At 77.4% G+C, this 25899-nt stretch carries 23 protein-coding genes; 8 read left to right on the forward strand and 15 right to left on the reverse strand.

Going from position 1 to position 25899, the window contains the following annotated elements; translation table 11 throughout:
* Positions 1–37: 37 nt before the first annotated feature.
* From ACI79O_RS08775 to ACI79O_RS08790, 4 genes are all read right to left on the reverse strand, one after another.
* Positions 38–268 carry a hypothetical protein gene (locus tag ACI79O_RS08775; protein ID WP_456913900.1) on the reverse strand — a complete coding sequence of 77 codons (231 nt, stop codon included), beginning with the start codon at positions 266–268 and terminating at the stop codon, positions 38–40.
* A 521-nt stretch (positions 269–789) separates the two neighbouring features.
* On the reverse strand, positions 790–2952 hold the full coding sequence (locus tag ACI79O_RS08780) for a hypothetical protein (RefSeq protein ID WP_456913901.1): 2163 nt from the start codon (positions 2950–2952) through the stop codon (positions 790–792).
* 129 nt (positions 2953–3081) lie between these two features.
* Complete coding sequence (locus tag ACI79O_RS08785) at positions 3082–3816, reverse strand: alanyl-tRNA editing protein (RefSeq protein WP_456913902.1); 735 nt, start codon at positions 3814–3816, stop codon at positions 3082–3084.
* Positions 3817–3833: 17 nt separating this feature from the next.
* Positions 3834–4556: a type 1 glutamine amidotransferase gene (locus ACI79O_RS08790; protein WP_456913903.1), complete on the reverse strand. Its 723-nt coding sequence runs from the start codon at positions 4554–4556 to the stop codon at positions 3834–3836.
* Positions 4557–4573: 17 nt separating this feature from the next.
* Here ACI79O_RS08790 and ACI79O_RS08795 point away from each other — a divergent pair, with 17 nt between their 5' ends.
* On the forward strand, positions 4574–5503 hold the full coding sequence (locus ACI79O_RS08795) for a hypothetical protein (RefSeq protein ID WP_456913904.1): 930 nt from the start codon (positions 4574–4576) through the stop codon (positions 5501–5503).
* Positions 5504–5604: 101 nt separating this feature from the next.
* On the forward strand, positions 5605–6225 hold the full coding sequence (locus ACI79O_RS08800) for a hypothetical protein (protein WP_456913905.1): 621 nt from the start codon (positions 5605–5607) through the stop codon (positions 6223–6225).
* Between the two features lie 18 nt (positions 6226–6243).
* Here the strand turns inward: ACI79O_RS08800 and ACI79O_RS08805 are convergent, their stop codons facing one another.
* The 5 genes from ACI79O_RS08805 to ACI79O_RS08825 all read right to left on the reverse strand — a co-directional run bounded on the left by ACI79O_RS08805 (position 6244) and on the right by ACI79O_RS08825 (position 12027).
* Positions 6244–7317 (reverse strand): acyl-CoA dehydrogenase family protein, encoded by a 1074-nt coding sequence (locus ACI79O_RS08805; RefSeq protein ID WP_456913906.1) that lies wholly within the window; start codon positions 7315–7317, stop codon positions 6244–6246.
* Positions 7314–8483 (reverse strand): acyl-CoA dehydrogenase family protein, encoded by a 1170-nt coding sequence (locus tag ACI79O_RS08810; protein ID WP_456887182.1) that lies wholly within the window; start codon positions 8481–8483, stop codon positions 7314–7316. The genes ACI79O_RS08805 and ACI79O_RS08810 overlap by 4 nt, the downstream gene beginning before the upstream one ends.
* A gap of 82 nt (positions 8484–8565) precedes the next feature.
* The gene (locus ACI79O_RS08815) at positions 8566–8892 is read right to left on the reverse strand and encodes a hypothetical protein (RefSeq protein ID WP_456873622.1); all 327 of its coding nucleotides are present in this window, start codon (positions 8890–8892) and stop codon (positions 8566–8568) included.
* Positions 8893–8987: 95 nt separating this feature from the next.
* Positions 8988–11249: a SpoIIE family protein phosphatase gene (locus ACI79O_RS08820; RefSeq protein ID WP_456913907.1), complete on the reverse strand. Its 2262-nt coding sequence runs from the start codon at positions 11247–11249 to the stop codon at positions 8988–8990.
* A gap of 13 nt (positions 11250–11262) precedes the next feature.
* Entirely contained in the window at positions 11263–12027 is a 765-nt protein-coding gene (locus tag ACI79O_RS08825) for an alpha/beta fold hydrolase (protein ID WP_456873620.1), read from the reverse strand.
* Between the two features lie 201 nt (positions 12028–12228).
* Here ACI79O_RS08825 and ACI79O_RS08830 point away from each other — a divergent pair, with 201 nt between their 5' ends.
* On the forward strand, positions 12229–12960 hold the full coding sequence (locus tag ACI79O_RS08830; RefSeq protein WP_456887185.1) for a hemerythrin domain-containing protein: 732 nt from the start codon (positions 12229–12231) through the stop codon (positions 12958–12960).
* Between the two features lie 9 nt (positions 12961–12969).
* Here the strand turns inward: ACI79O_RS08830 and ACI79O_RS08835 are convergent, their stop codons facing one another.
* Positions 12970–13101 (reverse strand): hypothetical protein, encoded by a 132-nt coding sequence (locus ACI79O_RS08835; RefSeq protein WP_456873618.1) that lies wholly within the window; start codon positions 13099–13101, stop codon positions 12970–12972.
* Between the two features lie 248 nt (positions 13102–13349).
* Here ACI79O_RS08835 and ACI79O_RS08840 point away from each other — a divergent pair, with 248 nt between their 5' ends.
* On the forward strand, positions 13350–14006 hold the full coding sequence (locus tag ACI79O_RS08840; RefSeq protein WP_456887186.1) for a hypothetical protein: 657 nt from the start codon (positions 13350–13352) through the stop codon (positions 14004–14006).
* A 234-nt stretch (positions 14007–14240) separates the two neighbouring features.
* A complete protein-coding gene (locus ACI79O_RS08845) occupies positions 14241–16553 on the forward strand; it encodes a HelD family protein (RefSeq protein WP_456913908.1) in 2313 nt (770 codons plus the stop codon).
* A 275-nt stretch (positions 16554–16828) separates the two neighbouring features.
* Here ACI79O_RS08845 and ACI79O_RS08850 read toward each other — a convergent pair whose 3' ends face one another.
* Together ACI79O_RS08850 and ACI79O_RS08855 are read right to left on the reverse strand one after the other, a co-directional pair.
* Positions 16829–18061 carry a cytochrome P450 gene (locus ACI79O_RS08850; RefSeq protein ID WP_456913909.1) on the reverse strand — a complete coding sequence of 411 codons (1233 nt, stop codon included), beginning with the start codon at positions 18059–18061 and terminating at the stop codon, positions 16829–16831.
* A 38-nt stretch (positions 18062–18099) separates the two neighbouring features.
* Positions 18100–19734, reverse strand: a complete 1635-nt coding sequence (locus tag ACI79O_RS08855) for an SIR2 family NAD-dependent protein deacylase (RefSeq protein ID WP_456913910.1) — start codon at positions 19732–19734, stop codon at positions 18100–18102.
* 78 nt (positions 19735–19812) lie between these two features.
* Here ACI79O_RS08855 and ACI79O_RS08860 point away from each other — a divergent pair, with 78 nt between their 5' ends.
* Positions 19813–21039 (forward strand): hypothetical protein, encoded by a 1227-nt coding sequence (locus ACI79O_RS08860; RefSeq protein ID WP_456913911.1) that lies wholly within the window; start codon positions 19813–19815, stop codon positions 21037–21039.
* Positions 21040–21041: 2 nt separating this feature from the next.
* Here ACI79O_RS08860 and ACI79O_RS08865 read toward each other — a convergent pair whose 3' ends face one another.
* Complete coding sequence (locus ACI79O_RS08865) at positions 21042–21659, reverse strand: hypothetical protein (RefSeq protein WP_456913912.1); 618 nt, start codon at positions 21657–21659, stop codon at positions 21042–21044.
* A 312-nt stretch (positions 21660–21971) separates the two neighbouring features.
* On the opposite strand from ACI79O_RS08865, the gene ACI79O_RS08870 reads away from it, so the two are divergent.
* Both ACI79O_RS08870 and ACI79O_RS08875 read left to right on the forward strand, forming a co-directional pair.
* A complete protein-coding gene (locus tag ACI79O_RS08870; protein ID WP_456892492.1) occupies positions 21972–22808 on the forward strand; it encodes a DUF1206 domain-containing protein in 837 nt (278 codons plus the stop codon).
* Positions 22809–22810: 2 nt separating this feature from the next.
* A complete protein-coding gene (locus ACI79O_RS08875; RefSeq protein WP_456913913.1) occupies positions 22811–23674 on the forward strand; it encodes a DUF1206 domain-containing protein in 864 nt (287 codons plus the stop codon).
* Positions 23675–23747: 73 nt separating this feature from the next.
* On the opposite strand, the gene ACI79O_RS08880 is transcribed toward ACI79O_RS08875, so the two are convergent.
* Together ACI79O_RS08880 and ACI79O_RS08885 are read right to left on the reverse strand one after the other, a co-directional pair.
* Positions 23748–24509, reverse strand: coding sequence for an SDR family oxidoreductase (locus ACI79O_RS08880; RefSeq protein WP_456892496.1), 762 nt, complete (start codon positions 24507–24509; stop codon positions 23748–23750).
* A 72-nt stretch (positions 24510–24581) separates the two neighbouring features.
* Positions 24582–25793 (reverse strand): acetyl-CoA C-acetyltransferase, encoded by a 1212-nt coding sequence (locus tag ACI79O_RS08885; protein WP_456913914.1) that lies wholly within the window; start codon positions 25791–25793, stop codon positions 24582–24584.
* Positions 25794–25899: the final 106 nt, after the last annotated feature.

Consider the following 25899-nt stretch of genomic DNA (forward strand, 5'->3'; position numbering starts at 1 on the left):
ATCGCGTGGAAGTGCCCCCTGCGCGCCGCCGGACGGGTCAGTCCCCGCCGCCTCCCCCGCCGCCGTCACCGCCGCCACCGCCGCCCCACCCGCCGGAGTCGGAGTGGCTGCCGTGGTGACCGTCGGACCAGGAGCCGTCGCCGTACGAGCCGCCGTCGCCCCCGCTGTGACGCGCGTGGCGGCCGGGCGGACGGGACCGGCTCAGGCGTGAGCTGAGCATCATCAGGAAGACCGCCACCAGAACGGTCACGATCACGAAGGCCGTCATGGGCGGGACTGTGCCCGACGCCGGCGCCGAGCGGGAGGGATCACTCCGCGGCACTCCTCGCCCGCAGGTGCCGCGACCTGCGCCGTCACCGGGTCGGCACAGCGCCGCGGCGCCGGCCAGGGTCTCCCGCTCGAGCCACTCCAGCAGGAACCGCGGGCCGTCCACCCGACGACCGTGACGCCTCCGGGCGTCGGGAGGCACCCGGGGGTCGTCGTGACAGACGACGACACACCCGGGTGTCCGCGCGACCCGGTGACGGCGAGGTGCCCGGTCGACGGGGGCGGGGCGGCGGTGCGCCACCGCCCCCGTCGTCCTGGGATGTCGGGCGGGGAGATCAGGGGTGCCGAGCCGGCGGGACGCCCGCCGCGCGGAACCCCCAGCCCCGATACCTCCCCGCCCGGTGGCCCGGACCCAGCGAGTGCCAGGTCAGGGTCACGCCCGGGAGGGCGTCGCACTGCCGACGGTGCGGTGCGGGGAGGACCCGACCTCGGCCGGCGGCTGGTGCACGCCCGGCAGGGAGGTCAGTCGGGAGAGAAGGACGGGTCGCGCAGGGCGGCGGACACGACGGCGGCGGGCGACGTCGGTGCCCAGACGAAGGAGTAGGCGGCGGGCGGCACCGCGCAGGGGCACACCGCCGCCACGGCGGCGACCGAGGTCGACGACGACAACGTCGGCGCCGCGGGCGCGGGCGGCCTGGGGTCGGGCGTCGGGGACACGGGCTCGGCCGGCAGGTCGGGAGCGGCCGGCGGGTCGCCGCGCGCGGGGGCGGACCGCGAGCCGGTCCGGGTGTCCGCGCGCTTCGTGTCCGCAGCCGAGCCGGCCGGGGACGGGTCGGTGCCCACGAGCGGCGCGGTCGCCGACTCGAACTCGGGCAGGTCCGCGGCGGTGGGGCTGCCGACGATCGTGGCGACGGCGGACACCGCCACCTCGACGACGACGTCGACGGCTGCGATGGCGACGGCGACGGGCGCCTGCGCGGCCGGTTCGCCGACCTCTCCGGCGGGGGCGGCCTCTGCCTCGACGGCCGGCTCGGCCGGTTCCTCGGCCGCTGCGACGGGCTCGGGGACCAGGTCGGTCGCGGGCTCGGTCACGGGCTCGGTCACGGGCTCCGCCGTGGGGACGACGACCTCGGGAACGACGACCTCGGGAACGACGACCTCGGGAACGACGACTTCCGGTGCAGGCGCCACCGGCAGGACCACCGGTGCGACGACCGGCTCGAAGACCGGGGGCACGAGGTCGACGACCGGCGCCGGCAACGAAGGCACGATGTCCGGCGCCGGGGCCACCACCGGTTCGAGGACCGGAGGCACGACCTCGCCCACCGGCCCGAGCACCGGAGGCAGCACCTCGCCCACCGGCGCGACGACGGGGGGCACGACGTCCGGCAGCGGCGACACCACCGGCGGAACGACGACGTCCACCACCGGGATGACCGGCGGCGGCACCGCTCCGCCTCCGCTGCCGGGCCGCTCGACGATCGGGGGGACGACCGGTTCGACGACGGGTCCGACCACGGGCGGCACGACGACGTCGACCACCGGATCGACGACCTCGACGACCGGTTTCAGCACCGGTCCCGCAACCGGCGGGACCACGACGTCCACGACCGGGGTCGGGGGCGTGGGCCGCACCGGCCCACCTCCGTGGCCGGGCACGTCGGGGACCGGCGGGACGGTCACCGGCGGGACGGTCACCGGCGGGAGGACCTCGACCACCGGCTCGACGACCGGCTCGACGACCGGTCCCGCAACCGGCGGGACCACGACGTCCACGACCGGGGTCGGGGGCGTGGGCCGCACCGGCCCACCTCCGTGGCCGGGCACGTCGGGGACCGGCGGGACGGTCACCGGCGGGACGGTCACCGGCGGGAGGACCTCGACCACCGGCTCCACGACCGGCTCGACGACCGGAGCGGTAACCGGCGGGACCACGGCCTCCGCGACCGGAGCCGCCTGCGGCGGCAGCACCGGGCCGCTTCCCCGGCCGGGGTTGTCGGGGACCGGCGGGACGGTGACCGGCGGGAGGACCTCGACCGCCGGCTGCACGACCGGCTCGACGACCTCGGCCACCGGCTCCTCCACCGGAGCCGCGGCGGGCGGGACGACAGGCTCGAGGACCGGCTCGACGACCGGCTCGACGCCCTCGGTGACCGGCTCCGGCGTTCCCGCGGGAACGTCCGGCTCCACGACCGATGCCACCGGCTCGGTCACGGCCTCGGCCACCGGAGCGACGTCCTCGACCACCGGCAGCGGCGTCTCCACGGGAACGTCGGCGGGCGGATCCACCGCCGGGACGGGCAGCTCGGCAGGCGCCTCGGCGACGTCCTCCACCACCGACAGCGGCGTCTCCACGGGAACGTCGGCCGGCGGCTCCACTGCCGGGACGGGCAGCTCGGCAGGCGCCTCGGCGACCGGCTCGGTCGCCGGTTCCGGCGCTTCCGCGGGAACGTCCGGCTCCACCGCCGGGACGGGCACCTCGGCAGGCGCCCCGGCGACCGGCTCGACGACCTCCTCGACCACCGGCACCGGCGTTCCCGCGGGAACGCCGACCGCCTCGACAGCACCGCCGAGCGCGGTGCCCGCGGGGTCGAGGGGATCCTCGGCGCGCGCCGGGGAGGACGCCAGGAGCAGCACGGCGTGGATGCCCGCCACCAGGCAGGCCAGCAGGAGGAGCCTCCGCAACCCGGGCACGGCGACTGCGGACCTCACAGCCACCGGTGCCGAGTCTGCTCCCCGCACACGAGCAGACTAAGCCGGATCGGATCCGTCCGCTCGTGGATCACGGTTTCCCGGAGCCAGGCGTGCGGGCGCTCAGACGACGCGGATCCGGAGCCGGCGGAACCCGCGGCCCTTGCTCTCCAGCTTCACCACCTCGACCCGACCGACCATCGCCGTGGACGCCACGTGCGTGCCGCCGTCGGCCTGCAGGTCCAGGCCCACGATGTCGACGATGCGCACCTGCTCGATGTCGGGCGGCAGCAGGTCGGTCGCGGTCCGGATGAGGTCGGGGATCGCGTAGGCCTCCTCGCGGGGCAGCGTGCGCACCTCGATCGGCCGGTCGGCGGCGATCTCGGCGTTCACCGCCTCCGCCACCCGGTCGCGGAAGTCGGCCGGCACCTCGGGGAGGTCGAAGTCCATCCGCGCGGTCAGCGGCTCCATGTTGCCGCCGGTGACCTTCGCGCCGAAGTCGCGCAGCACGACCCCGGTGAGCACGTGCAGCCCCGAGTGGGTGCGCATCAGCGCGGTGCGCCGCTCGTTGTCGAGCGCGCCGCGCACCGCCGTCCCGGGCGGCGGCAACGGGTCGCCCTCCACAGGGACCAGGTAGAGGTCGTCGCCCTTCACCGTCCCGGCGATCCGCGTGCGCACCCCGCCCCACAGCAGCACGCCCTCGTCCGGCGGCTGCCCGCCGCCGCCCGGGTAGAAGGCGGAGCGGTCGAGGACGACGCCCCGCTCGGGGTCGACGGCGACGACGGTCGCGTCCCACTCGCGGACGGTGGCGTCGGCGAGGTCGAGCCGGTGGGTGTGGCCGTGCCGGTCAGCGCTCACGGGTCCATGCTGCCCGGTCAGGCGGCCACCTCGGTGAGCGCGTCGGCCCGGGCGAGGAAGGCCGCCACCAGCCGGGCGCAGGCCGCGGCCGCCGCGGGCGCCCGCTCGGCGACCTCCCGCCGCAGCGTCGGCACCAGCGCGGCGGCCTCCGGCGGGGGCGGGCCGGTGAGCGCCCAGGTCTCCTCCCACGCCGCGAAGGCGGCCGGGTCGATCTCCGGGTGGAACTGCACGCCCAGGTGCGGGCCGGCCGCGAACGCCTGCACCGCGCGCCCGGTCCGGGCCACCTCGACCGCCCCGGGCGGCACGGTGAACCGGTCGCCGTGGAACTCGAACCACGGCCCGGAGGGCACCAGCGCGGGGTCGGCGGTCGCGACGTCGAGGAAGCCGTGCTCGCCCTCGGGCGCCGGCGCCACGACCCCGCCGAGCACCCGCGCCAGCGCCTGGCCGCCGAAGCAGACGCCGAGCACCGGCGTCCCCGCGTCGACCGCCCGGCGCAGGTAGGCCAGCTCCGTGCCCAGCCACGGCACCGCGTCGTCGTAGGCGGCCGCACCCGAGCCCATCACGACGAGCGTGCGCAGGCCCGCCGGGTCGGGCAGGTCGGTGACCAGCGCCGACGGCCCGACGGTCGTGCCGACGACGACGGTCAGCCCCTGCGCCCCCAGCGCCGGCCGCAGCGTGCCGAGCAGCCGGGTGCCGCGGGAGGGATCGGCGTCGTGGACGAGGACGAGGGCGGTCTCCACGGGTGCAGTATCGGCGGGTGCCCGAGGGACCCCGACCGTCCGCGCCCGACGCCGTCCGCACGGTCCCGACCGGCGACGTCGACCTCGCCGCGACGCTCGGCTCGGTCCTCTGGCTGCCCCGCGACCCGACGGCGCGGCTCACACCCGGCCGGTTCGAGCGGGCCACCTGTACGCCGGAGGGCAGCGGCACCGTCGTCGTCACGTGGACGCCGGGCGCCGGCACCGCGCGGGTGGAGGCGTTCGGGGACGGCGCCGGCTGGCTGCTCGAGCGCGCTCCCCGGCTGCTCGGCTGCGAGGACGACGTCACCGGCTTCGACCCCGCCGGCCCGCCGCTGCGCGACCTGTGGCGGCGCCACGGCCGGCGCCGGATCGCCCGCACCGGCACGCTCTGGCACGACCTGGCCTGCCTGGTCGTGCAGCAGCGGATCAGCCGGCTCGACGCCGCCGACCACTGGCGCCGCCTGGTGACCACCCACGGCTCCCCCGCGCACGGCGTCCCCGACCTGTGGGCACCGCCGCCTCCGGCCGCCCTCGCCCGGCTGTCCTACGCCGGTCTCCACCGCCTCGGTCTCGAACGCAGGCGGGCGCAGACCCTGGTCGCGGCCGGCGCCGCGCTGGCCGGGCACCAGGACCTCGCCGACGGCGACGCGGCCGCCGGCACCGCGGCGCTGCGCTCGGTCCCGGGCGTCGGCCCGTGGACCACCGGCTGCCTGGCCGCGCTCACCTGGGGCGACCGGGACGCCGTCATCACCGGCGACAGCGGCATCCCGTCGCTGGTGGCGTGGGTGCTCGCCGGCCGGGCCCGGGCCGACGACGCCGCCATCCTCGACCTGCTCGAGCCCCACCGGCCGCACCGCTACCGCGTGCTCGGCCTGGTCATGGCCAGCAGGCGGCGGCCTCCGCGGACCTCACCGCGCGGCCGCCGGGAGGACATCACCCGCCGCTGACCGGCCGGTTCGGCCGGGGTCTTCCGCTGGCGCGTCCGGTCCAGCAGGCTGTGCGACGCGGCGGTGCCGCGCGGGCGCCGCCGTCCCGACAGGAGGACGGCATGTACGCACGCTCGACCACGCTCACCGGGACACCCATGACCGTCGACGACGGCATCTCGTACGTCGTCGACGAGGTGATGCCCGCGGTCACGAGCATGCCGGGCAACGTCGGCCTGTCGATGCTGGCCGACCGGGAGACCGGGCGCTGCATCGTCACCTCGTCCTGGCACGACCGCGAGGCGATGGCGGCGAGCGAGGACGGGGTGAAGGGGCTGCGCGAGCGGGCCGGCGGCATCTTCGGCGGCCCGCCGGAGGTGCACGAGTGGGAGGTCGCGGTCATGCACCGCCGCTCGGAGGCGCCGTCGGGCGCGGCCACCCGGGTGACGTGGAGCCGGGCCGACCCCGCCGACGTCGACCGCATCCTCGACGCCTACCGGACGATCATGGTGCCGCGGATGGAGGGCTACGCCGGCTTCTGCAGCGTGAGCCTGTTCCTCGACCGGGAGGAGGGACTGGCCTCCTCCGCCGTCACCTTCGAGGACCGCGAGTGCATGGCCGCCAGCCGCACCCACGCCCGCGCCAGCCGGGACGACTTCGCCCGCCTCATGCGGATGGAGATCACCGACCACGACGAGTTCGACCTCATCCTCGCCCACCTCCGCATCCCCGAGACCGTGTAGCGCCGGCCGGGCCGGCGGTCACACCACCCGGGTGAAGGCCGGCCAGACGTCGTCGGGGGCGGCGGCGACCAGGCCCGCGCCGAGCGCGCGCGACCAGGCCAGCTCCGTGCCGGCCTCGTCGCGCCACGACCAGCAGCGCCGGGTGAGGTGGTGCAGCCGGTGCTCCTGGGTGAAGCCGATCGCGCCGTGCACCTGGTGGGCCAGCTTCGCGACGGTCCCGACCGCCTCCCCCGCGCGCACCTTCGCCGCGGCCGCGGCGAGCACCACGGTGTCCGCGTCGCGGTCGAGCGCCTGGACGGCGGCGTCGACGAGCGCGGCGGTGGCGGTGACCTCGCCGGCCATCTGCGCGAGCTCCACCTGGATCGCCTGGAACTTCCCCAGCGGCCGGCCGAACTGCACCCGCTCGCCCGCGTACTGCACCGTCCACGCCAGCACCTGCTCGAGCGCCGCGGCGACCTGCACCGCCCGGGCCAGCGCGTAGCGGGCCCGCACGAGATCCGCCTGCGCCGGCGAGAGCAGCGCCCCGGGCACGCCGACGCCGTCGAGCACCAGCGACCCGCGCGGCTCCCCGGCCAGGTTGACCGCCCGGGACGCGTCGAGCCCCGCGGCGTCGACCACGGCCAGCACCGCCCCCTCGATGCCGGCCGGCGGGCCGGCGAGCACCGCGACGTGCCGCGCGACGCCGGCCCACGGGACGTCGGTGGCGGTGCCGGTGAGCACGAACCGCCCCGGCCCGTCGCCGTCGTCGGACGGCTCGGCGGTGACCGCACCGTCCACCGCCACGGTCAGCGGCTCCTCCGGCGAGGGCAGGGCCAGCCCGGCGGCCAGCACCGCCGGCCCGGCGACGAGCAGCTGCTCGGCCACCGGCACCGCGCCGGCGCCCGCGGCCAGGGTGCGCACCACCGCGACGGCGTCGGCGAGCTCACCGCCGGACCCGCCGGCCTCCTCGGGCAGCCCGACGCCGGTCAGCCCGGCCTCCGCGAGGTCGGTCCACAGGCCCTCGTCCCACGGCCGCTCGGCGGTGAGCACGAACGGCTCGTGGCCGGCGAGGATCTCCCGGACGGTCGCGACCACCAGGTCCTGGTCGCTCATCGCAGCCCCAGCCCGCGCGCCACGATCCCCTTGAGGATCTCGTTGGTCCCGCCGCGCAGCGTGTAGCCGGGGGCGTGCAGCTGCGCCTCGGCCAGCGCCCGCCCGAGCGGGTCGGGGCTGTCCAGCGACGCCGGGACGTCGACCACCCGGCGCACCTCGTCGACGACGTCCTGCTCGAACGTCGTCCCCGCGTCCTTGACCAGCGCGGCCGGGATGTCGGGCAGCTCCCCGCGGTCGAGCGCGGCAGCGATCCGCAGCGACAGCTGCCGCAGCGCCAGCGCCCGCGCGGACAGCCGGCCGAGCACCGCGAGCTGCGCGGGGTCGCCGGAGGCGGCGGCGCGGCGGCCGAACTCGGCCAGCAGCGGCCAGGTGGACAGGAACCGCTCGGGCCCGGAGCGCTCGAAGGCCAGCTCCGCGGTCACCTGGTGCCAGCCGGCGCCCTCGGTGCCCAGGAGCATCTCGCCGGGGACGACGACGTCGTCGAACACGACCTCGTTGAAGTGGTGGCCGCCGTCGAGGATGCGGATGGGGTTGACCGTGATGCCGGGCAGCGACAGGTCGACCAGCAGCTGGGTCAGCCCCTGGTGCTTGCCGCGCGGGCCCTCGCCGGGCGGGCCCGAACGCACGAGCACGATCCCGTAGTGCGAGTGGTGGGCGTTGCTGGTCCACACCTTCGCCCCGTTGACCACCCAGTCGCCGTCGGCGGTGCGGGTGGCGCGGGTGCGGATGGAGGCGAGGTCGGAGCCGCTGTCGGGCTCGCTCATCCCGATGACGAAGTAGCACTCCCCCGCGGCGATGCGCGGCAGGATCTCCTTGCGCTGCGCCTCGGTGCCGTAGCGCAGCAGGTTGGGCCCGGACTGCCGGTCGGCGATCCAGTGCGCGGCCACCGGCGCCCCGGCGGCGAGCAGCTCCTCGGTGACGGCGTAGCGCTCCATCGCCGTCCGCTCGTGGCCGCCGTACTCCCTCGGCCAGGTCATGCCCAGCCAGCCGCGGGCGCCGAGCTTGCGGGAGAAGCCGGGGTCCACGCCGGAGAGCCAGGTGTCGACGTGGGTGGTGAACGTGCCGGCGGCGAGCTCCTCGGCGAGGAACTGCCGCACCTCGAGGCGGACCTGCTCGGCGGCCTCCGACCGCGGCGCGGGCGCCAGGGTCAACTGGTCGGTGCTCATGCGGACTCCGGTTCCCCACGTCGTCGTGGCAGTTGTCTGCCCACGGTTGTACAGCGCACCGGCCGGGGCCCGCCCGGGAGGGTCAGCGCCGGTCGTCGCCGGGGAACGCGTCGGCGGCGAGCTGGCGCAGTTCCGCGACGGCGTCCCCGGCCACCGTGGCCAGCCGGGTGGCCGCGCCCGACACCAGGCGACGGACGGCGGCGGGGTCCAGGCCGAGGAACTCGCCGATCCCCGCGGCGGCGTCCAGGCCCGGGAACGCACGCGCCGGTTCCGGCGCCGCCGCCTGCTCGGGCGACCAGCGCATCGCGTCGGCGGAGACGGTGAGGTCGCCACCGGCGCCGTCGAGGGCGTCGCAGAGGTCGTCGCTGGCCGCGCGCCGCGGGGCGCGCTCCTCGCCGGCAGGTCCCACGGCCGCCTCCTCGGGGTGCGCGCCGACGTGCTGGGGGGATACCGCGATGGTCCGCCCGGGGCGGGCCGGCCGCCAGGGGTCGGCGTGGACGCAGGTCAGGGCAGCCGGGTCAGCGCCAGCAGCGCGACGTCGTCGGCCCGGCGGGGCCCGGTCAGCGCCGCCAGCAGCCGGTCGCAGAGCTCGTCGGGGTCGGCGACCTCTCCCTCCTCGCCGGCGGCCACGGCCCGCAGCCGGGCCAGGCCGGTGTCGATGTCGGCGGTGCGGCTCTCCACCAGCCCGTCGGTGTAGAGCACCAGCGTGGCACCCGCCGGCAGGAGGCCCGACCACTCCGGCGCCGGGCCCGGCGGCGCGCCCAGCAGCCGGCCGGCGGGGACGTCGAGCAGCTCGGCCCGCCCGCCCGAGACCAGCAGCGGCGGCGGGTGCCCGGCCGAGGCGATCCGCAGCGCGCCGGTGGCCGGGTCGAGCCGCGCGAACAGCGCCGTGGCCATGCGGGGCAGCCCGAGCAGCGGCCAGCTGCCGTGCAGCCGGTCGACCAGCTCGGTCGGACCCGGCCGCTCGGCCAGCAGCGCCCGGTGCACGCTGCGCAGCTGCCCCATGGTCGCCGCGGCGGTCACGTCGTGGCCGACGACGTCCCCGACGGCCAGCGCGACGTCGCCCTCCGGCAGCGGGACGACGTCGTGGAAGTCGCCGCCCACGTCGGCGCCGCGGCTGCCGGGGAGGTAGCGCACCGCCAGCGCCAGCCCGGGCACCGACGGGGGCACCGGCGGCAGCAGGCTCGCCTGCAGCGCGTGCGAGGTCCGCGACTCGAGCTCGATGCGGGCGGCGACCTCCAGGCCCTGCGACATCTGCAGCGCCAGCTGCTCGGCGGTCTCGACGTCGGCCTCGGTGAACGGCCCCCGCCGGGCGTCGTTGCCGAGCGTGATCACCCCGAGGGACCGGTTGTCGGCGACCAGCGGCACGCAGACCAGGTCGGTCAGCTCGAGCGCGGAGGAGACCGCCAGGTGCCCCGGGCCGGTGACCATGCGCACCAGCCGGCCCTGGTCGACGCCCCGCAGCCACACCGTCCGCCGCCCGGCCATCGCCTGCACGCTCGGGTGGTTGCCGTCCCGGCGCGGCAGGTGCAGGTCGCGCAGCTCCTCGACCAGGTGCCGGCGGGCGGGGTCGGCGTGCGCCACGACCGGCTCGACCAGGCCCCGCTCGGTGAGCACGTCGATGACGCAGACCGCGGCCAGCCGGGTCACCGCCAGCCTCGCCAGGCCCTCGACGGTCTCGGTCATCCCGTGCCCGGCGGCCATCAGCCGCGCCGCCTCGAGGAGGAACGCCGACCGGTCGGCCTGCCGCACGGTCTCCTCGTGCAGCCGGACCCGCTCCAGCGCCTGGCCCGCCTGCCGGCCCAGCGTGGCCAGCAGCTCGGCGTCGGCGGGGGTCAGCGCGCCGCGCGTGCCCGGCTCGCTCAGGCTGATGAGCTCGCTGTCGTCGGTGACGCCGAGGACGAGGACCAGCGCCCCCAGGTGCCGGTCGTCGGCGGCCGACACCGGGACGACGACGATCGACTCCTGCCCGGCCTCGGCCATCGCCGCCGCCAGCTCGGGCCACCGCTCGCGCAGCCCCGGGCCCAGCGGCACCGCCCGCACCCCGCCGGCTCGCACGAGCTCCACACCGTCCTCGGCCGCCGAGACCAGCGCGTCGCGCAGCTCGGGCGTCAGGCCCTCGGCGGCGGCGAGGGCGACCGGCACCGGCCGCCCGGGCACCGCGCGTCCGGGGCGGTGCCGGGCCAGCCACAGGCCGGCGCCGCCCGCCTGCACGGCGCCGCGGGCCCGGCGGACGACGACGTCGGCGACCCGCTCGGGCGAGGCCGCGGCGGCGAGCTCGGAGACGACCTGCTGCAGCGTCCGCGCCCGCGCCTCGGAGTCGGCGGCGGCCCGCTGCGCGGCCAGCAGCGCCCGCTCGTAGCGCCGCCGGGAGGTGGCCTCGAAGACCGTGGCCCGCACCAGCAGCGGCCGCCCGTCGTCGTCGCGCACCTCGACGGCGTTGACCAGGCAGGGCAGCACCGAGCCGTCGGCCCGGACGACGTCGAGCGCGACCTCCCGCACCGCCCCCTGCAGCCGCAGCAGCGGCGCGAGGTGGGTCTCGAAGTAGACCCGCCCGCCGGCGCTGAGCAGGTCGGGCAGCCGGCGGCCGAGGACCTCGTCGGGCAGGCGCCCGGTCCACGTGCAGAACGTGCCGTTGACCTTGACCACCCGCCCGTCGGGGACCATCGACAGGTAGCCGCACGGGGCGTTCTCGTAGAGGTCGGCGGGGTCCTCCTCCAGCAGGCGGGCGAGACCGCCCGGACGCTCGTGCCGTTCCTCCCCCACGGTGCCGTCCGTCTCAGCGCTCGAGGAACGCCCGGATCGCCGCCACCGTCTCCTCCGGCGCCGACAGGTGGGGGCAGTGCCCGGTCGCGGCCAGCTGGGTGAAGACGCTGCCCGGCACCTGCTGGTGCACGTAGCGCCCCACCGGCTCGGGGGCGATGGAGTCGTCGGTGCACTGCAGGACCAGGGTCGGCACGCAGACGGCGGGCAGGTCGGCCCGGTTGTCGGAGAGGAAGGTGACCCGGGCGAACTGGCGGGCCACCACGGGGTCGGTGCGGCAGAAGCTCGCGGTGAGCTCGGCGGCCACCTCCGGGTTCTCCGGTCCCGCCACGACCGGCCCCAGCGCCGCCGCCCACTGCTCGGGGTTGCTGTCGAGCGAGTCCAGCAGCGCGGCGACGTCGGCCCGGCTGAACCCACCGGTGTAGCCCTCGTCGTCGACGTAGCGGGGGCTGGGCCCGACCATCACCAGCGCGCCGAACAGCTCCGGCGCCCGGAGGACGGCGAGCACGCCGATCATGGCGCTCACCGAGTGGCCGACGAACACGACGTCGGAGAGGCGCAGCGCCCGGCAGAGGTCGACGACGTCGTCGGCGTAGCCGCCCAGCGACGCGTACCGCTGCGGGTCGTAGGCGGTGAGGTCGGAGCCGCCCGAGCCGACGTGGTCGAAGGTGACCACCCGGTGGTCGACGGCGAAGTCGGGTTCGACGGCGCGCCACATCGTCTGGTCGCAGCCGAACCCGTGCGCCAGGAGCATCGGCCGGGCCGTCTCCGGTCCGCTCACGCGCACACAGTTCCGTGTGACCACGCTCACCGCCCGACCGTAACGGACGGACACGTCCCTGTCCCCGTCCCACCCCCCAGCGCGCCGGGACACGCCGCGCGCGACCCCCTGTCCCCCGGCGGTGCGGCTGCCTACCCTGCCCTCGTCCCGGGCCGCAGAGCCCCTCGCGCGCCCGGGCCCGGACCCGCACCGAGGGGTGTCATGACCGTCGCACCGGCTCCCTCCCGCCCCGCCGTCCCGGGCGGTCCCGCACTCCGCACGGGCAGCTCCCGCGCGGTCGACTCCGAGCTCGTGCTGCACCGGCTGGTGCGCCGCGAGCTGCGGGTGCTGGCCGAGCTGTCCACCTGGGCACCGGCCGACGACGCCGCCCGCGCCGCCGCGCTCACCCGCCACGCCGACCTGGTCGGCCGGGTGCTGCTGGCCCACCACGCCACCGAGCGCGAGCTGCTCTGGCCGGCGCTGCTGGCGGCCCTGCCGGCCGGCGGCGCGGACGCCGCGCGGGCGGCGCTGGCGGGCTGGACCGCCCGCTGCGCCGCCGTGGACAACGCGCTGCGCGACCTGTCGACCGCGGCCCGGCAGTGGGCGGTGGCCCGCACCGAGCGGGCGCGGGACGCCTTCGCCCTGGCGTGCCTGGACCTCGCCCGCGCCGTCGAGGAGCACACCGCCGCCGAGGAGCGCGACCTGCTGCCGCTGGTGGCCGCGCACCTGCCGCCCGCGCGGTGGACGGCGATCAGCCGCGCCGCGCGCCCGGTGCTCGGCCGCCGTGAGCGGCTGCTGGTGCTGGGACTGGCCCTCGAGGACGCCTCCCCCGCCGAGCGGGCCCGGCTGCTGTCGGGCGTGGACCGCCGGCTGCGGCTGGCCTGGCGGCTGACCGGCCGGCGGTCCCACCGCGCCGCGGTGGTCCGGCTGCGCGGGGCTCCCCCGGCCGCCTGAGGCGGGGGCTCAGTAGCGGGAGGTGCCGCAGTCGCGGCAGCGCTTCTTGGCCGTGGTGGTCTCGCCGGAACAGTTCGGGCAACTCCAGGTGACCCGGTCGCCGGTGCGCTCGGTGGTGCGGTCGGTGACGGTGGTGCTCATCGCGTCGTTCTCCCTGTCCTCCGGAGCCCCCGACGGTAGGCCGCCGGGATGACGGGGAGGTGTCGTGCGGGTTGCCGCCGGTGCCGGGCCTCCCCTGGCCGGCCGCCATCGGGCCACGCGGCACTGGCGGCCCACTGGGACGCGGGTGCAAGTGGGCCTCCCAGTCGCGCTGCAGTCCCGCGCAGGGGGTGGGCGGGAGCGTCCTCGCAGCGAGCCGGACCGCGGCTCCCCACCGAGGAGGCACTGCCATGACCCGCACCCGCCTGACCCGCACGCTGCTCCGCACCGCCGTCCCCACCGCCGCGTTCGCCGCGGTGCTCGCCACCACCGGCACCGCGTCGGCGGACTCCTACGCCTACAACGCCTACGACACCGACGGCAACGGCTACATCGACCTCTACGCCTTCGACGACAGCGGCGACGGCTGGGAGGACACCTGGGCGGTCGACTGGGACGAGAACGGCCTGACCGAGCAGGTCGCCGTCGACACCGACGGCGACGGCTGGGCCGACACGTTCGCCTTCGACAGCGACGAGGACGGCTACGTCGAGGAGGTCGGCGTCGACACGACCTACAACGGCCTGCCCGACGTCTGGGGCGCCGACACCGACTACGACGGCTACGTCGACGCGGTCGCCTACGACTACGACGACGACGGCTACGCCGACCACTCCGAGCTCGCGACCTCCGCGTCCTACGCCTACACGTCGGTGAGCTACGTGTTCGCCGAGGCCGACGGCTGGACCTACTGGGAGGTCAGCGTCGAGTACGGCTACGGCCTGGTCTCCGAGCAGACCGCGGACAGCGGCATCGACGCCAAGACCGGCGCCCTGCAGATCACCGGGAACACCGCCGACGACGACGCGGTCGACGCGGCCGCCGACGCCCTGCGGACGCTGTTCTGAGCCCGGACCGGTGAACGCCGCGGCCGGCGCCGGTCACGAGGACGGGAGGCACCCCCTTCCTCCTCGTCCCCGGCGCCGGCGGGCGCGCGACCGGCCCGACCCGGCGGCGCGAGCCGGCGACACGCGCAGGCACGTGACGCGGAGCCCGGGACGGCGGAGGATGGACGGCCGCTCTCCGTGCCGGCAGGACCCGCGCGGCAGGGCCCGGAACCCGTCCTAGCAGAGGGAAGTGCAGTGCCGGCCACCCCGTCCGACGTCGTCCCCGACCCCGAACTGGCCCGCGAGCAGGAGTACGTCACCGACCTCTACCACCGCCTGGACGCCGCCCGCGAGCTGGCCGCCCGGCGGATGCGGCAGGCGATCACCTGGCCCGCCGTCGACCCGCAGGCGCTGCAGGAGCGCGACGCCACCGTGCGCTTCCACGGCGAGCGGGTCGTCGCCCTCGACGCCGCCGAGGCGGGGTTGTGCGTCGGTCGCATCGACCGCGCCGACGACGGCGGCGCGCTCTACGTCGGCCGGATCGGCCTGCCCGCCGACGACCCGGCCGGCGACCCCGCGCTGGTCGACTGGCGCGCTCCGGCCGCGCGGCCGTTCTACGTCGCCACGCCCGCGCACCCGCTGGGCATCGTGCGCCGCCGGCACATCCGCACCCGCGGGCGCACCGTCGTCCGCCTCGACGACGAGGTGCTCACCACCGGCGTCGCCGGGTCGGGGCTGACCGGCGAGGCCGCGCTGCTCTCGGCGTTGGACGCCTCGCGGACCGGGCGCATGACCGACATCGTGCGCACCATCCAGGCCGAGCAGGACCGGGTCATCCGCAGCGACGCCGCGGGCGTGCTCGTCGTCCAGGGCGGCCCGGGCACCGGGAAGACGGCGGTCGCGCTGCACCGCGCGGCCTACCTGCTCTACACCCACCGGGAGCGGCTGGCCCGCCGTGGCCTGCTCGTCGTCGGCCCCACGCCGACCTTCCTGCGCTACATCGCCGACGTGCTGCCCGCCCTCGGCGAGACCGGCGTGCTGCTGGCCGGGCTGGGACAGCTGCGGCCGGGCCTGGACGCCCGCGGCGAGGAGCCGCCGGAGACGGCGGCGCTCAAGGGCCGGCTGGAGATGGTCGACGTGCTGCGCGCCGCGGTCGCCGACCGCCAGGTGGTGCCCGACGCGCCGCTGGAGGTCGTCGTCGACGGCTACCCGCTGCGGCTGCGGCCGATCGACGTCAGCCGGGCGCGGGCCGCGGCCCGCAAGGCCGACCCGCTGCACAACCTGGCCCGGCCGGTGTTCGTCCAGCGGGTGGTCGACACGCTGACCCGCCGCTACGTCGACCGGATCGGCGCCGGCGTGCAGGCCGGAGCCGACCTGTTCGACCGGGAGGACGTCGCCGCGCTGCGCCGGGAGGTCGCCGAGGACCCGCAGGTGCGCTCGCTGCTGGCCCGGCTGTGGCCGGTGCTCACCCCCGAGCGGCTGCTCACCGACCTCTACGCCGACCCGGCACGCATCGCCGCGGCCACGCCGGAGTGGTCCGACGCCGACCGCGCGCTGCTGCACCGCCCTTCTGGCAGCGCCTGGACGCCGGCGGACGTGCCGCTGCTGGAGGAGGCCGAGGAGCTGCTCGGCTTCGACGACAGCGTGCAGCGCGCCCGCGCCGAGCGGGACCGCCACCGCGCGCTGCGGCGGGCGCAGGAGACCCTCGACGTGCTGCACGGCTCCCGGTCGGTGGACCTGGAGGACGAGCACCTGGAGGCCGAGGTGCTCAGCGCCGGCGACCTGCTCTCGGCCGAGGACCTCGCCGACCGGCACCGGGAGCTCGACCTGCGCACCACCGCCGAGCGGGCCGCCGCCGACCGGACCTGGACCTTCGGGCACGTCGTCGTCGACGAGGCGCAGGAGCTCTCGCCGATGGCGTGGCGGCTGCTGGTGCGCCGCTGCCCGACCCGGTCGATGACCGTCGTCGGCGACGTCGCGCAGACCGGCAGCCTGGCCGGCGCCGACCGCTGGGAGGAGGTGCTCTCGCCGCACGTGGGGAGCGCCTGGCGGCTGGAGGAGCTGACGGTCAACTACCGGACGCCGGCGGAGGTCATGGCCGTGGCCGCGGAGGTGCTGGCCGCGACCGGCACCGGGCTGCGGCCGCCGCGCTCGGTGCGCACCGGCGGCACCCCGCCGGTCGCCGAGGTGACCGGGGAGTCCGGCCTCGCCGGGCGGGCGGCGGAGGTCGGCGCGCACCTCGCCGGGCTCGAGGGGACCACGGCGCTGGTCGTGCCGCCGAGCCGGCGCGACGAGGTCGTGGCCGCGCTGTCGGCGCTGCGGCCGGACGTGCAGTCCGGGCCCGACGCCGACTCCTCGCTCGGGCCGGTGGTGCTGCTGCCGGGCGAGGCGAAGGGGCTGGAGTTCGACTCGGTCGTCGTCGTGGACCCGCAGGGGGTGCTCGAGGAGGGCGTGCGCGGGCTCAACGACCTCTACGTCGCGCTCACCCGGGCCACCCAGCGGCTGACCGTGCTATCCCCCGGTCCGCTGCCGGCCGTGCTGTCCGGGCTGGGCGCCGCCGCGGCTTGACGAAGGACCGCTCCTCCCCCCACGCCTCGCGAGCTCGGCGCGGGCCCCTGAGGAGCGGCCGTTCCAGCACGTCACCACGCTCGTGCTCTGCACACACCGGTGTGCAGAGCACGACTGTTCGCGCAGGAGCACCACGGCCGCGGCCGGGTCTCCTTCCGCGCACGGTCGTGCTCTGCCCCCACCTGGGGGCAGAGCACGAGGTCCGTGCCGAGACCTCTCTGCACCACGCTCGTGCTCTGCTCCGTATCCGGGGCAGAGCACGACTGCCGCCGGGACTACCTCTGGGCGGCGGCGGGGCGGAGGACGACGCCGCTGGCCGGGCGGGCCGGGATGCGCCGCAGCGAGATCGTGAGGTCCTGGTCGGCGGGGATGTCGAGGGGCAGCCGCGCCAGGCAGGGCGCGAGCGCGGCGAGCAGCGCCACGGTGATCTGCTCACCCGGGCAGCGGTGGTTGGTGCGAGGGTCGCCGCCGCCCTGGGGCACGAGCTCGTAGGCGCCGATCTCGCGGTCGAGGAAGCGCTCGGGCCGGAAGGCGTAGGGGTCCTCCCACAGCTGCGGGTCGTGGTTCTGCCCGTAGAGGTCGAGCAGCACCATCGCGTTCCGGGGGATGGTCTGCCCGCCGAACTCCAGGCGCCGCGGCGCCCGGCCGCCGATGAACGGCGCGAACGGGTAGAAGCGCCGGACCTCGTGCGCCCACGCCTCGGCGAGTTCCGGGCCGGCGCCGGCCAACTGCTTCCGGTACTCCGGCCAGCGGGCCAGGGCGTGCCCGGAGAAGGCCATGAACCAGGCGACCGCCGTCGTCGGCCGGATGACGTTGAGCAGCTCGACGGCGGCCACCCGCGGGTCGAGCAGCCCGCCGTCGACGTCGCGGTGTGCGGCCACGACCTCGAGCACCGACCCGGGCGGCGCGTCGAGCTCCCCGCGGCGGACCCGCTCGACGATCCCGCCCAGCCACTCCTCGCGCCGGCCGCGGGCCCGCCGCGCCCGCCAGTGCCGCGGCCCGCCGGTGGCGAAGCCGTCGACCATCGCCACGAGGTCGGCGGCCAGCGCCGGCACCTCCTCGTCGGCCAGCGGGACGCCGGCCCAGCGGGTGACCGCCCCGGCGATGACCTCGGCCGACGCGTCGAAGAGCACCACCTGCGGCCGGGTCGCCCACTCCCCCGCGGCGGCGTCCCACGCGGTGGTGGCGCGCTGCACGAGGGCGTCGATCCGCTCGGGGTCCATGAGCACGGACACGAACATCGCCTTGCGGACCCGGTGTGCCGCGCCGTCGAGGGTGTGCACCGCGCCCTTGCCGAACAGCGTCCCCTGCACCGGCTCGGGGATCGCGTGCGCGCGGTGGACGTGGTCCTCGTCGTAGAGGAACCGGGCTGCCTCCGGGCCCTCGATGCCCACCGCGGACAGGCCGCCCAGCCGGGTGCCCACCGCCCGCTCCCCGTGGGCGCGGCGCAGGTCGGGCAGCCAGGCGTAGCCCTTGGCGAACAGGGCGAGGGAGTTCTCCAGGCGCATGGGCCCGGGCTTGCCCCGCGCCGGACCGGGCCAACCGCTCAGCCGGGCCGCTGGGACTGCAGCCGGTCGTCGCGCGGCTCGGTCGGGGTGTCGGCGGGCGGGTCCGCACCGGGCTCGTCACCGGGTTCGCCCTCGCGCCGCCCGGCCGAGCGGCCGTGGCCCAGCCGGCGCAGCAGCGCGGCGACCTCCCCGGCGGCCGAGGTCGTCGCCGGGCCCTCCGGCAGCCGGCCGGCCACCTCCTGCAGCGCCTCGGCCAGGCGGCGCTCGTCGGCGTCGAGCATGCCGCGGTAGGCGGGGTCGAGCAGGTAGCCCGTCGGCGGGGCGGACAGGCAGCCGAGCAGGTCCAGCAGCACCTCCAGGCGCCGCGCCGCCTCCGCCGGCGCGGTGTCGCCCCGCGCCATGGCCACCGTCTCGACGTCCTGCTCCCACAGCCGGCTGCGCGCGGTGTCCTCCTGCAGCGCCAGCACGGTCCCCGAGCGGTGCCGGGACTGCCGCGAGCCCTGCACGGCGCTGCGCACCTGGTGGGCGATGCGGATCAGGTCGTCGTCGAGCATCGAGGTGCCCACGAACAGCACGTGCCGGGTGAGCAGCAGCGAGTGCAGGACGCCGGACAGCGCCGCCCGCGAGTCGCCCAGCTGCAGGTACTCCTCGCGGGTCAGCACGACGCTGTCGGGGTGGGCGGCGTCGCCGTGCAGCTTGAGCAGCCACGGCCGGCCGGGCCGGGCCTCGTCGTAGGGCAGCACCGCCAGGTCCCGGCCGATGTCGGCGGCGGCGAGCTCGACGAGCGGGTCGTAGTTCGTCGTCACGAACTCCTGCACCGGCAGGTCGGCGATCAGCGCGTGCGCGAGCGCGTACGGGCCCGGGCCGAAGCGCTCCTGGACGAAGTCCTCGAGCCGCTCGCGGCCCAGCTCCCGCGCCAGCAGCGCCGCGGCGTCCTGCGGCGGCAACCGGGTCAGTCCCTCGCGCAGGTCCCCGCCCAGGCCCGTGTGCCCGGCCAGCTCGCCGAGCAGCTGCTCCCACGTGGGCAGGCCGGCGGCCGCGCTCACGCCGGCGCCGATGAACAGCGCCAGCTGGCCGCGGCGCGCCCGCTCCCCCAGCTGCTCGGCCAGCGCGCACAGCGGCTCGGGCAGGTCCCAGCCGGTGCTCTCCCCGCGGCGGATCCGCTGGGCCGCGGCCAGGTCGCTGGACCCGCGCAGCACCAGCGCGACGTCGAAGCCGTGCTCGCCGGCGGCCTCGCGGAGCACCGGCAGCAGCTGCCGGATCAGGTCGCCGCGGCGCCCGGCCGCGCCGCCCCAGCCGGTGCCCAGCGCGGGCAGCCCCACCAGCCGCCGGGCCCGGCCGTGCACCGGCCGGTCCACCTCCCGCGCGGCGACGGCGGCCAGCGCCTCGCGGGCGCCGTCGAGCAGCCAGTCGAGGCCCCGGCCGTCGTCGTCGACGGTGTCGAGCAGCCACGCCTGCCGCGGGCCGGGACCGGGCACCGGCAGCACCCGCTCCGTGCCCGACCAGGCGAGGTCGACGCACACGCCCTGCTCGTCCTCGTCGGTCACCAGCCCGGCGGGCAGCAGACGCCGCCAGCTCGCGGCGACGCGAAGCGTGCGCCCGGTGGGCACGAGGACGTCGTCGCAGGACAGGCGGGTGAGGTCGGCGCCGACCACGAACACGTGTCCGCTCACGCCCCGGGGCCTACCCCGGTGTGTCGCTCCAAGACCTCCGCAGGCCGGTCGCAAGAGCGCCCGGCGAGGGTCGCCGCCGTGACCGCCCGTCGCATCCTCCCGTCCGCCTGCCTGGCCGCTGTGCTGCTCCTGCCCGCCTGCTCCGCGGCGGTCACCGGCACCGCGAGCCCGGCCGTCCCGCCGCCGGCCGAGGCGCCCGGCCCACCGGCGCACCTCACCGAGGTGCTCGGGTTCGCCGACCTCGGCACCGACGCCGGAGCCGGGGGTGCGGCGGTGGGCCTGACCGCCGACGGCGGCAACGGCGTCCTCGTCTGGCTCGAGCGGGACCCCTCCGACGCGGCCGCGGGCTCGGTCCTGGTCGACGTCGGGCCGGTGACCGCCGAGGGCGGCGGGGAGGGTCCCCCGGTGAGCCCCGAGCCGGTCTGGTCGGTGGACGTGCCCGCGGTCTCCGGGCTGGTCGACGTGCAGACCACCGGCGATGCCGTCCTCGCGGTCGGCCAGGTGGCGCTGCCGGACGGCGGCACCGGCTGGGGGCTGGTGCGGGTGGACGCGAGCGGAGCGGCAGCCACCGTCGCCGTCGACTCACCCGAGCTGGCGGACAGCCGCACCCGCGCCGCCGTCGTCACCGAGGGCGGGGACACCCTGGTGCTCGCGCTGGGCGCCGCGGCGGAGGGCCCGCACCTGGTGGCGGTCGACGCCGGCGACGGCGCGGTGCTGCTGACCACCGCCGTCGCCGTGCCGGGTGCCACCACCGCGCTGGCCGCCGACGTCGCCGTCGCACCCGACGGGGACCTCGTGGTCGCGCTCGACGCCGACGTCGACGTCCGCGGGGCTCAGCCGCGGGCGATGCTCACCACCGTGGACGCCGGGTCGGCCGAGGCGCCCGGCGAGGCGTCCGACCTGGGCTCGGGCGCGGAGGCCAGCCGGGTCGGTGAGGTGGCCGTGGGCGGCGACGGCACCGCGTGGGTGACGGTGGCCGGCTGGGACGCCGTGGACCCCGTGGACGCGACCTGGCGCCTGGTCGGCGTCTCCGGCGACGTCCTGCAGGAGATCGACCTGCCCGTCGGCGCGGTGCCGAACGGCGACCTCGCCGTCGACCCGGCCGGGGCGACCGCCTACCTGCCCGGGTACGTCACGGGCGCGCCGCACCTGTTCGTCGTCGACCTGGCCACCGGGCGGACCACGCCCGTGCGGCTGGCCGCCGACGGGCACGTGGCCGACGTGGCGATGGCCTCCGACGGCGCGACGGTGTGGGTCAGCGGATCGGCCGCCGACGGCCGGCCGGGGGTGTGGCTGGTCGGCTGACCTCAGGCGCCGCAGCCACCGGCCGAGCAGGCGCAGCCGCCGCACCCGAGCGGGCGGGCCGGCGCCGGGCGGTTGGCCACCGCGCGCAGCCCGGCGGCGGCCACGAGCAGCGGCACCGCGGCGAGGCCGGTGACCAGGGCGGCGACGACCGCGGCGACCTCGGCGGCCCGCCCGGTGCCCTGGGAGACCGCCGTGGCGGCCAGCAGGGCGCCGACCAGCCCGGCCCACACCAGCAGCGCCGTGCCGCCGCGGCGGGCGGCGCCCCGGCGGGCGAGCGCGACGCCGGCGCCGGCCAGCAGGAGCAGCGGAACGCCGAGCAGGAGCACCCAGCCGGTGGCGGCCGCCGACACCACCGCGACCGCGGCGGCGGCGACCCCGCCGGCCACCGCCGCGGCACCGGCCGGCGCCGACCCGGCCCGCAGCAGGGCGACCCCGCGGCCGGCGGCGAGCAGGCCCAGGCCGGCCAGCAGCAGGCGGGCGCCGAGGTCGCCGGTGACGACGGCGACCACCGCGAGCACGACCAGCGCGACCCCGAGCGCCGCCCGCACCGGCCAGGCCCGGCGGGCCGTCTCCTGCTCGGTGCGGAGGGGGGTGCTGCGTGCCGTCGTCGCGTTGACCACGACGCCAGTGTCCCGCACCGGCCGGACGACCCGGCGGGGACACCCGGTCGAGGGGGGGGGGGGGGGGGGGGGGGGGGGGGGGGGGGGGGGGGGGGGGGGGCGGGCGGGGGGGGGGGGGGGGGGGGGGGGGGGGGGGAGGGGGCGGCGGCCGCTGCGCCGCCCCCCCCCCCCCCCCCCCCCCCCCCCCCCCCCCCCCCCCCCCCCCCCCCCCCCCCCCCCCCCCCCCCCCCCCCCCCCCCCCCCCCCCCCGCGCGGGGGTCGCACCCGTGCCACGCTGATCACGGACGGGGTGCGCGCGGGAGGGCGGCGGCGATGAGCGGTACCGGCTCGGTGACGGGTGCGGCGGGACGGGCGGGCAACAGCGACACCCTGGAGAACCTGGCCCGGGTGGGGTTGATCGCCTACGGGGTCGTGCACCTGCTCATAGCCTGGCTCGCACTGCAACTGGCGTGGGGCGGCGGCGGCCAGTCGGCCGACCAGTCCGGTGCGCTGGAGACCGTGGCCGGGTCCGCGGTGGGCAAGCCGCTGCTGTGGATCATCGCGATCGGCATGGTGGCCCTGGCGCTGTGGCAGGCCGCCGAGGTGCTGCGCTGGCGGTCGGGCTGGTCGGCGTCCGGCGACGCGCGGAAGAAGGCGCTGACCCGGTCGGGCAAGGCGGTCGCGAAGGCGGTGGTCTACCTGGCCCTGGCGGTCCTCGCGTTCCGGTACGCCACCGGCAGCGGCGGATCGGGCTCCGGCCAGCAGCAGACCGTGTCCGGCGTCTTCGGCTGGCCGGCCGGGCGCTGGCTGGTCGGCCTCGTGGGCCTGGTCGTCATCGGCGTCGGCGTCTACCACGTGGTCAAGGGCGCGACGAAGAAGTTCCTCGAGCAGGTCGACCTGGCCTCCGCGTCCCCGTCGGCGCGGCGCCTGGTCACCCGGCTGGGCCAGGTCGGCTACCCGGCCAAGGGCGTCGCGTTCGGCGTCGTCGGCGCGCTGCTGGTCTACGCGGCGGTGACCTTCGACCCGAGCAAGGCCAGCGGCCTCGACGGCGCGCTGCGCACCATCCTGGACGCGCCCTTCGGGCAGTTCCTGCTCACCCTGGTCGCGGTCGGCATCGCCGCGTTCGGCGCCTACTGCTTCGTGCGGGCGCGCTATCCCGAGCGCACCTGAGCGTGCGGCGCCCGCGCGCCCTCGACCGGGTGCACCGGGCGGTCTCGGCCGCCCGGGGCGTCACCGACCACCCCGTCCTGCGCGCCCTCGCCCGCCTCGGGCTGGTCGCCTACGGCGTGGTGCACCTGCTCATCGGCTGGCTGACCTGGCGGGTGTCCCGCGGCGCCGAGGACGCCGACGCCGACCAGACGGGCGCGCTGCAGGCGGTGGCCGGCACCCCCGGCGGCGCGGTGTTGCTGTGGGCGATCGGGCTGGGCCTGCTCGCGCTGGCGCTGTGGCAGGGCGGTGAGGTGCTGCTGTGGTGGCACGGACTGCTCGACCGGGAGCACCGCACCCGCACCGCGGTGGTGTGCGCCAAGTGCCTGGCCAAGGCGGCCGTCTACGCCGTCCTCGGGGTCACCGCGCTGCTGTTCGCCGTCGGCGCGGAGTACGAGGCCGACGAGCGGTTGCGCGAGCTGACCGGGGAGACGCTGGAGGTGCCCGGCGGCGCGGTGGCGGTGGGTACCGCCGCCGTGGGGGTCGCCGCGGTCGGCGCCTACTCCCTGTGGCGCGGGGCGACCGGCGGCTTCATGCGCGACATCGACCTGCCCGCCGCCCCCGACCGGTGGGAGCCGGTGATCGAGGTGGTCGGTCGCGTGGGCCACGTGGCCAAGGGCGTGGCGTTCGGCGTCGTCGGGGTGCTGCTGTTCCGGGCCGCGTCGACCGCCGACGTCTCCACCGCCACCGGCCTCGACGGCGCGATGACGGCGATCGGCCGCACCGGCGCGGGGCCGGCGTTGCTCACCGTGGTGGCGGTCGGGTTCGCGGCGTTCGGCGTCTACGCGCTCGCCCGCGCCCGCTACCCCGACCGCGACCCGTCGCAGTGACGTGCTGGAACGGCCCTCGTGCAGGGGCCCTCCGCCTGCGCGTGCGAGGCGTGGGGGGCACGGGGGTCCTTCCTCAGGTGCGGGGGCCGCCGGCGACGTAGACGACCTGGCCGGAGACGAACCCGGCGCCCTCGCTGACGAAGAACGAGACGGTGTGCGCGATGTCCTCGGGGACGCCGGCGCGGGCCACCGGGATGGCGGCGGCGCGCTCGGCGACGTACTCGTCCCAGTCGCGGCCGATCCGCTCGGCGGTGGCCCTGGTCATCTCGGTCTGGATGAAGCCGGGGGCGATGGCGTTGGCGGTGACGCCGAACCTGCCCAGCTCGATGGCGAGGGTCTTGGTGAAGCCCTGCAGGCCGGCCTTCGCGGTCGCGTAGTTCGCCTGGCCGCGGTTGCCCAGCGCCGAGGTCGACGACAGGTTGACCACCCGGCCCCACCCGGCGTCGACCATGTGCTTCTGGCACGCCCGGGTCATCAGGAACGAGCCGCGCAGGTGCACGTGCATGACCAGGTCCCAGTCGGCGTCGGTCATCTTGAACAGCAGGTTGTCCCGGGTGACGCCGGCGTTGTTCACCAGCACCACCGGCGGGCCCAGCTCGGCGGCGATCCGGTCGACGGCGGCCTGCACCTGCTCGGCGTCCCCGACGTCGGCCCCCACACCGAGCGCGCGCCCGCCGGCGGCCTCGATGGCCTGCACGGTGCCCGCGGTCGAGGACTCGTCGAGGTCGATGACCGCGACGGCGAAACCGTCGGCGGCCAGGCGCAGGGCGGTGGCCGCGCCGATGCCCCGGGCGGCCCCGGTGACGACGGCGACGCGGGCGCGGGACTCGCTCATGGGGAGGCTCCTCGGGGGTCGGGGACTGCCGGCCGATCATGCCCGGCAGCCCCCGACCCCTGCCCGGCGGGCCTAGACGCGCTCGAGGACGGCGGCCAGGCCCTGCCCGCCGCCGATGCACATCGTCTCCAGGCCGTAGCGGGCGCCGCGCCGGTCCATCTCGCGGGTGAGCGTGGCGAGGATCCGCGCGCCGGTGGCGCCCACCGGGTGGCCCAGCGAGATGCCCGAGCCGTTGACGTTCATCCGGTCGAAGTCGGCCTCGGTGAATCCCCACTCGCGGGTCACCGCGAGCACCTGGCTGGCGAAGGCCTCGTTGAGCTCGACGAGGTCGATGTCGGAGAGCTTGAGGCCGGCCAGGTCCAGCGCCTTCGCCGTCGCCGGCACCGGGCCGATGCCCATGGTCCGTGGCGGCACGCCGGCCACGGCCCAGGACACGATCCGGGCCAGCGGGCGCAGCCCGAGCTCGGCGGCCTTCTCCGGCGAGGTGACGACGCAGGCCGCCGCGCCGTCGTTCTGCCCGCTGGCGTTGCCGGCGGTGACGGTGGCCTCGGGGTCGTCCCTGCCCATGATCGGGCGGAGCTTGGCCAGGGTCTCGACGTCCGAGTCGGGGCGGATGTGCTCGTCGCGGTCGACGACGGTGTCGCCCTTCCGGCCCTTGACCGTCACCGGGACGACCTCGTCGGCGAACCGGCCCTCCTCGGTGGCGGCGGCGGCGCGCCGGTGGCTGCGCACGGAGTACTCGTCCTGCTCCTCGCGGCCGATCGAGTACTCGCGGCGCAGGTTCTCGGCGGTCTCCAGCATCCCGCCGGGCACCGGGTGGTGGACGCCGCCGGCGGTGACCCGGCCGCGGGCCAGGCCGTCCTGCAGCAGCACGCCGGGACCGGCCTTGACGCCCCAGCGCATCGCGGTCGAGTAGAAGGGCGCGTTGCTCATCGACTCGGCACCGCCGGCCAGCACGACCTCGGCCGACCCGCTCTGCACCTGCATCGCCGCGTAGAGCACCGCCTGGAGGCCCGAGCCGCAGCGGCGGTCGACCTGGATGCCGGCGGCGGTGACGGGCAGGCCCGCGTCCAGGGCGGCGACGCGGCCGAGGGCCGGCGCCTCCATGGTCGGGTAGCAGTGGCCGAGGACGACGTCGTCGACCGACTCCGGCGGCAGGCCGGTGCGCTCGACGAGCGCCCGGATGACGGTCGAGGCCAGGTCCTGCACGGGCACGTCCCGCAGCGACCCCCCGAAGCCCCCCACCGGGGTCCGCAGCGGCTCACAGATGACCGCGTCACGCACGGCGTCCTCCTCGGCTCGTGGACACCGCCCGCGTCCGGGCGGTTCGACAGGCAGTCTGCTCCCCCGCCGGGGACGGGCGGGAACGCGGCCTGGCCGGAGGTGGTGG

It is taken from the genome of Geodermatophilus sp. SYSU D00696, from assembly GCF_054050235.1.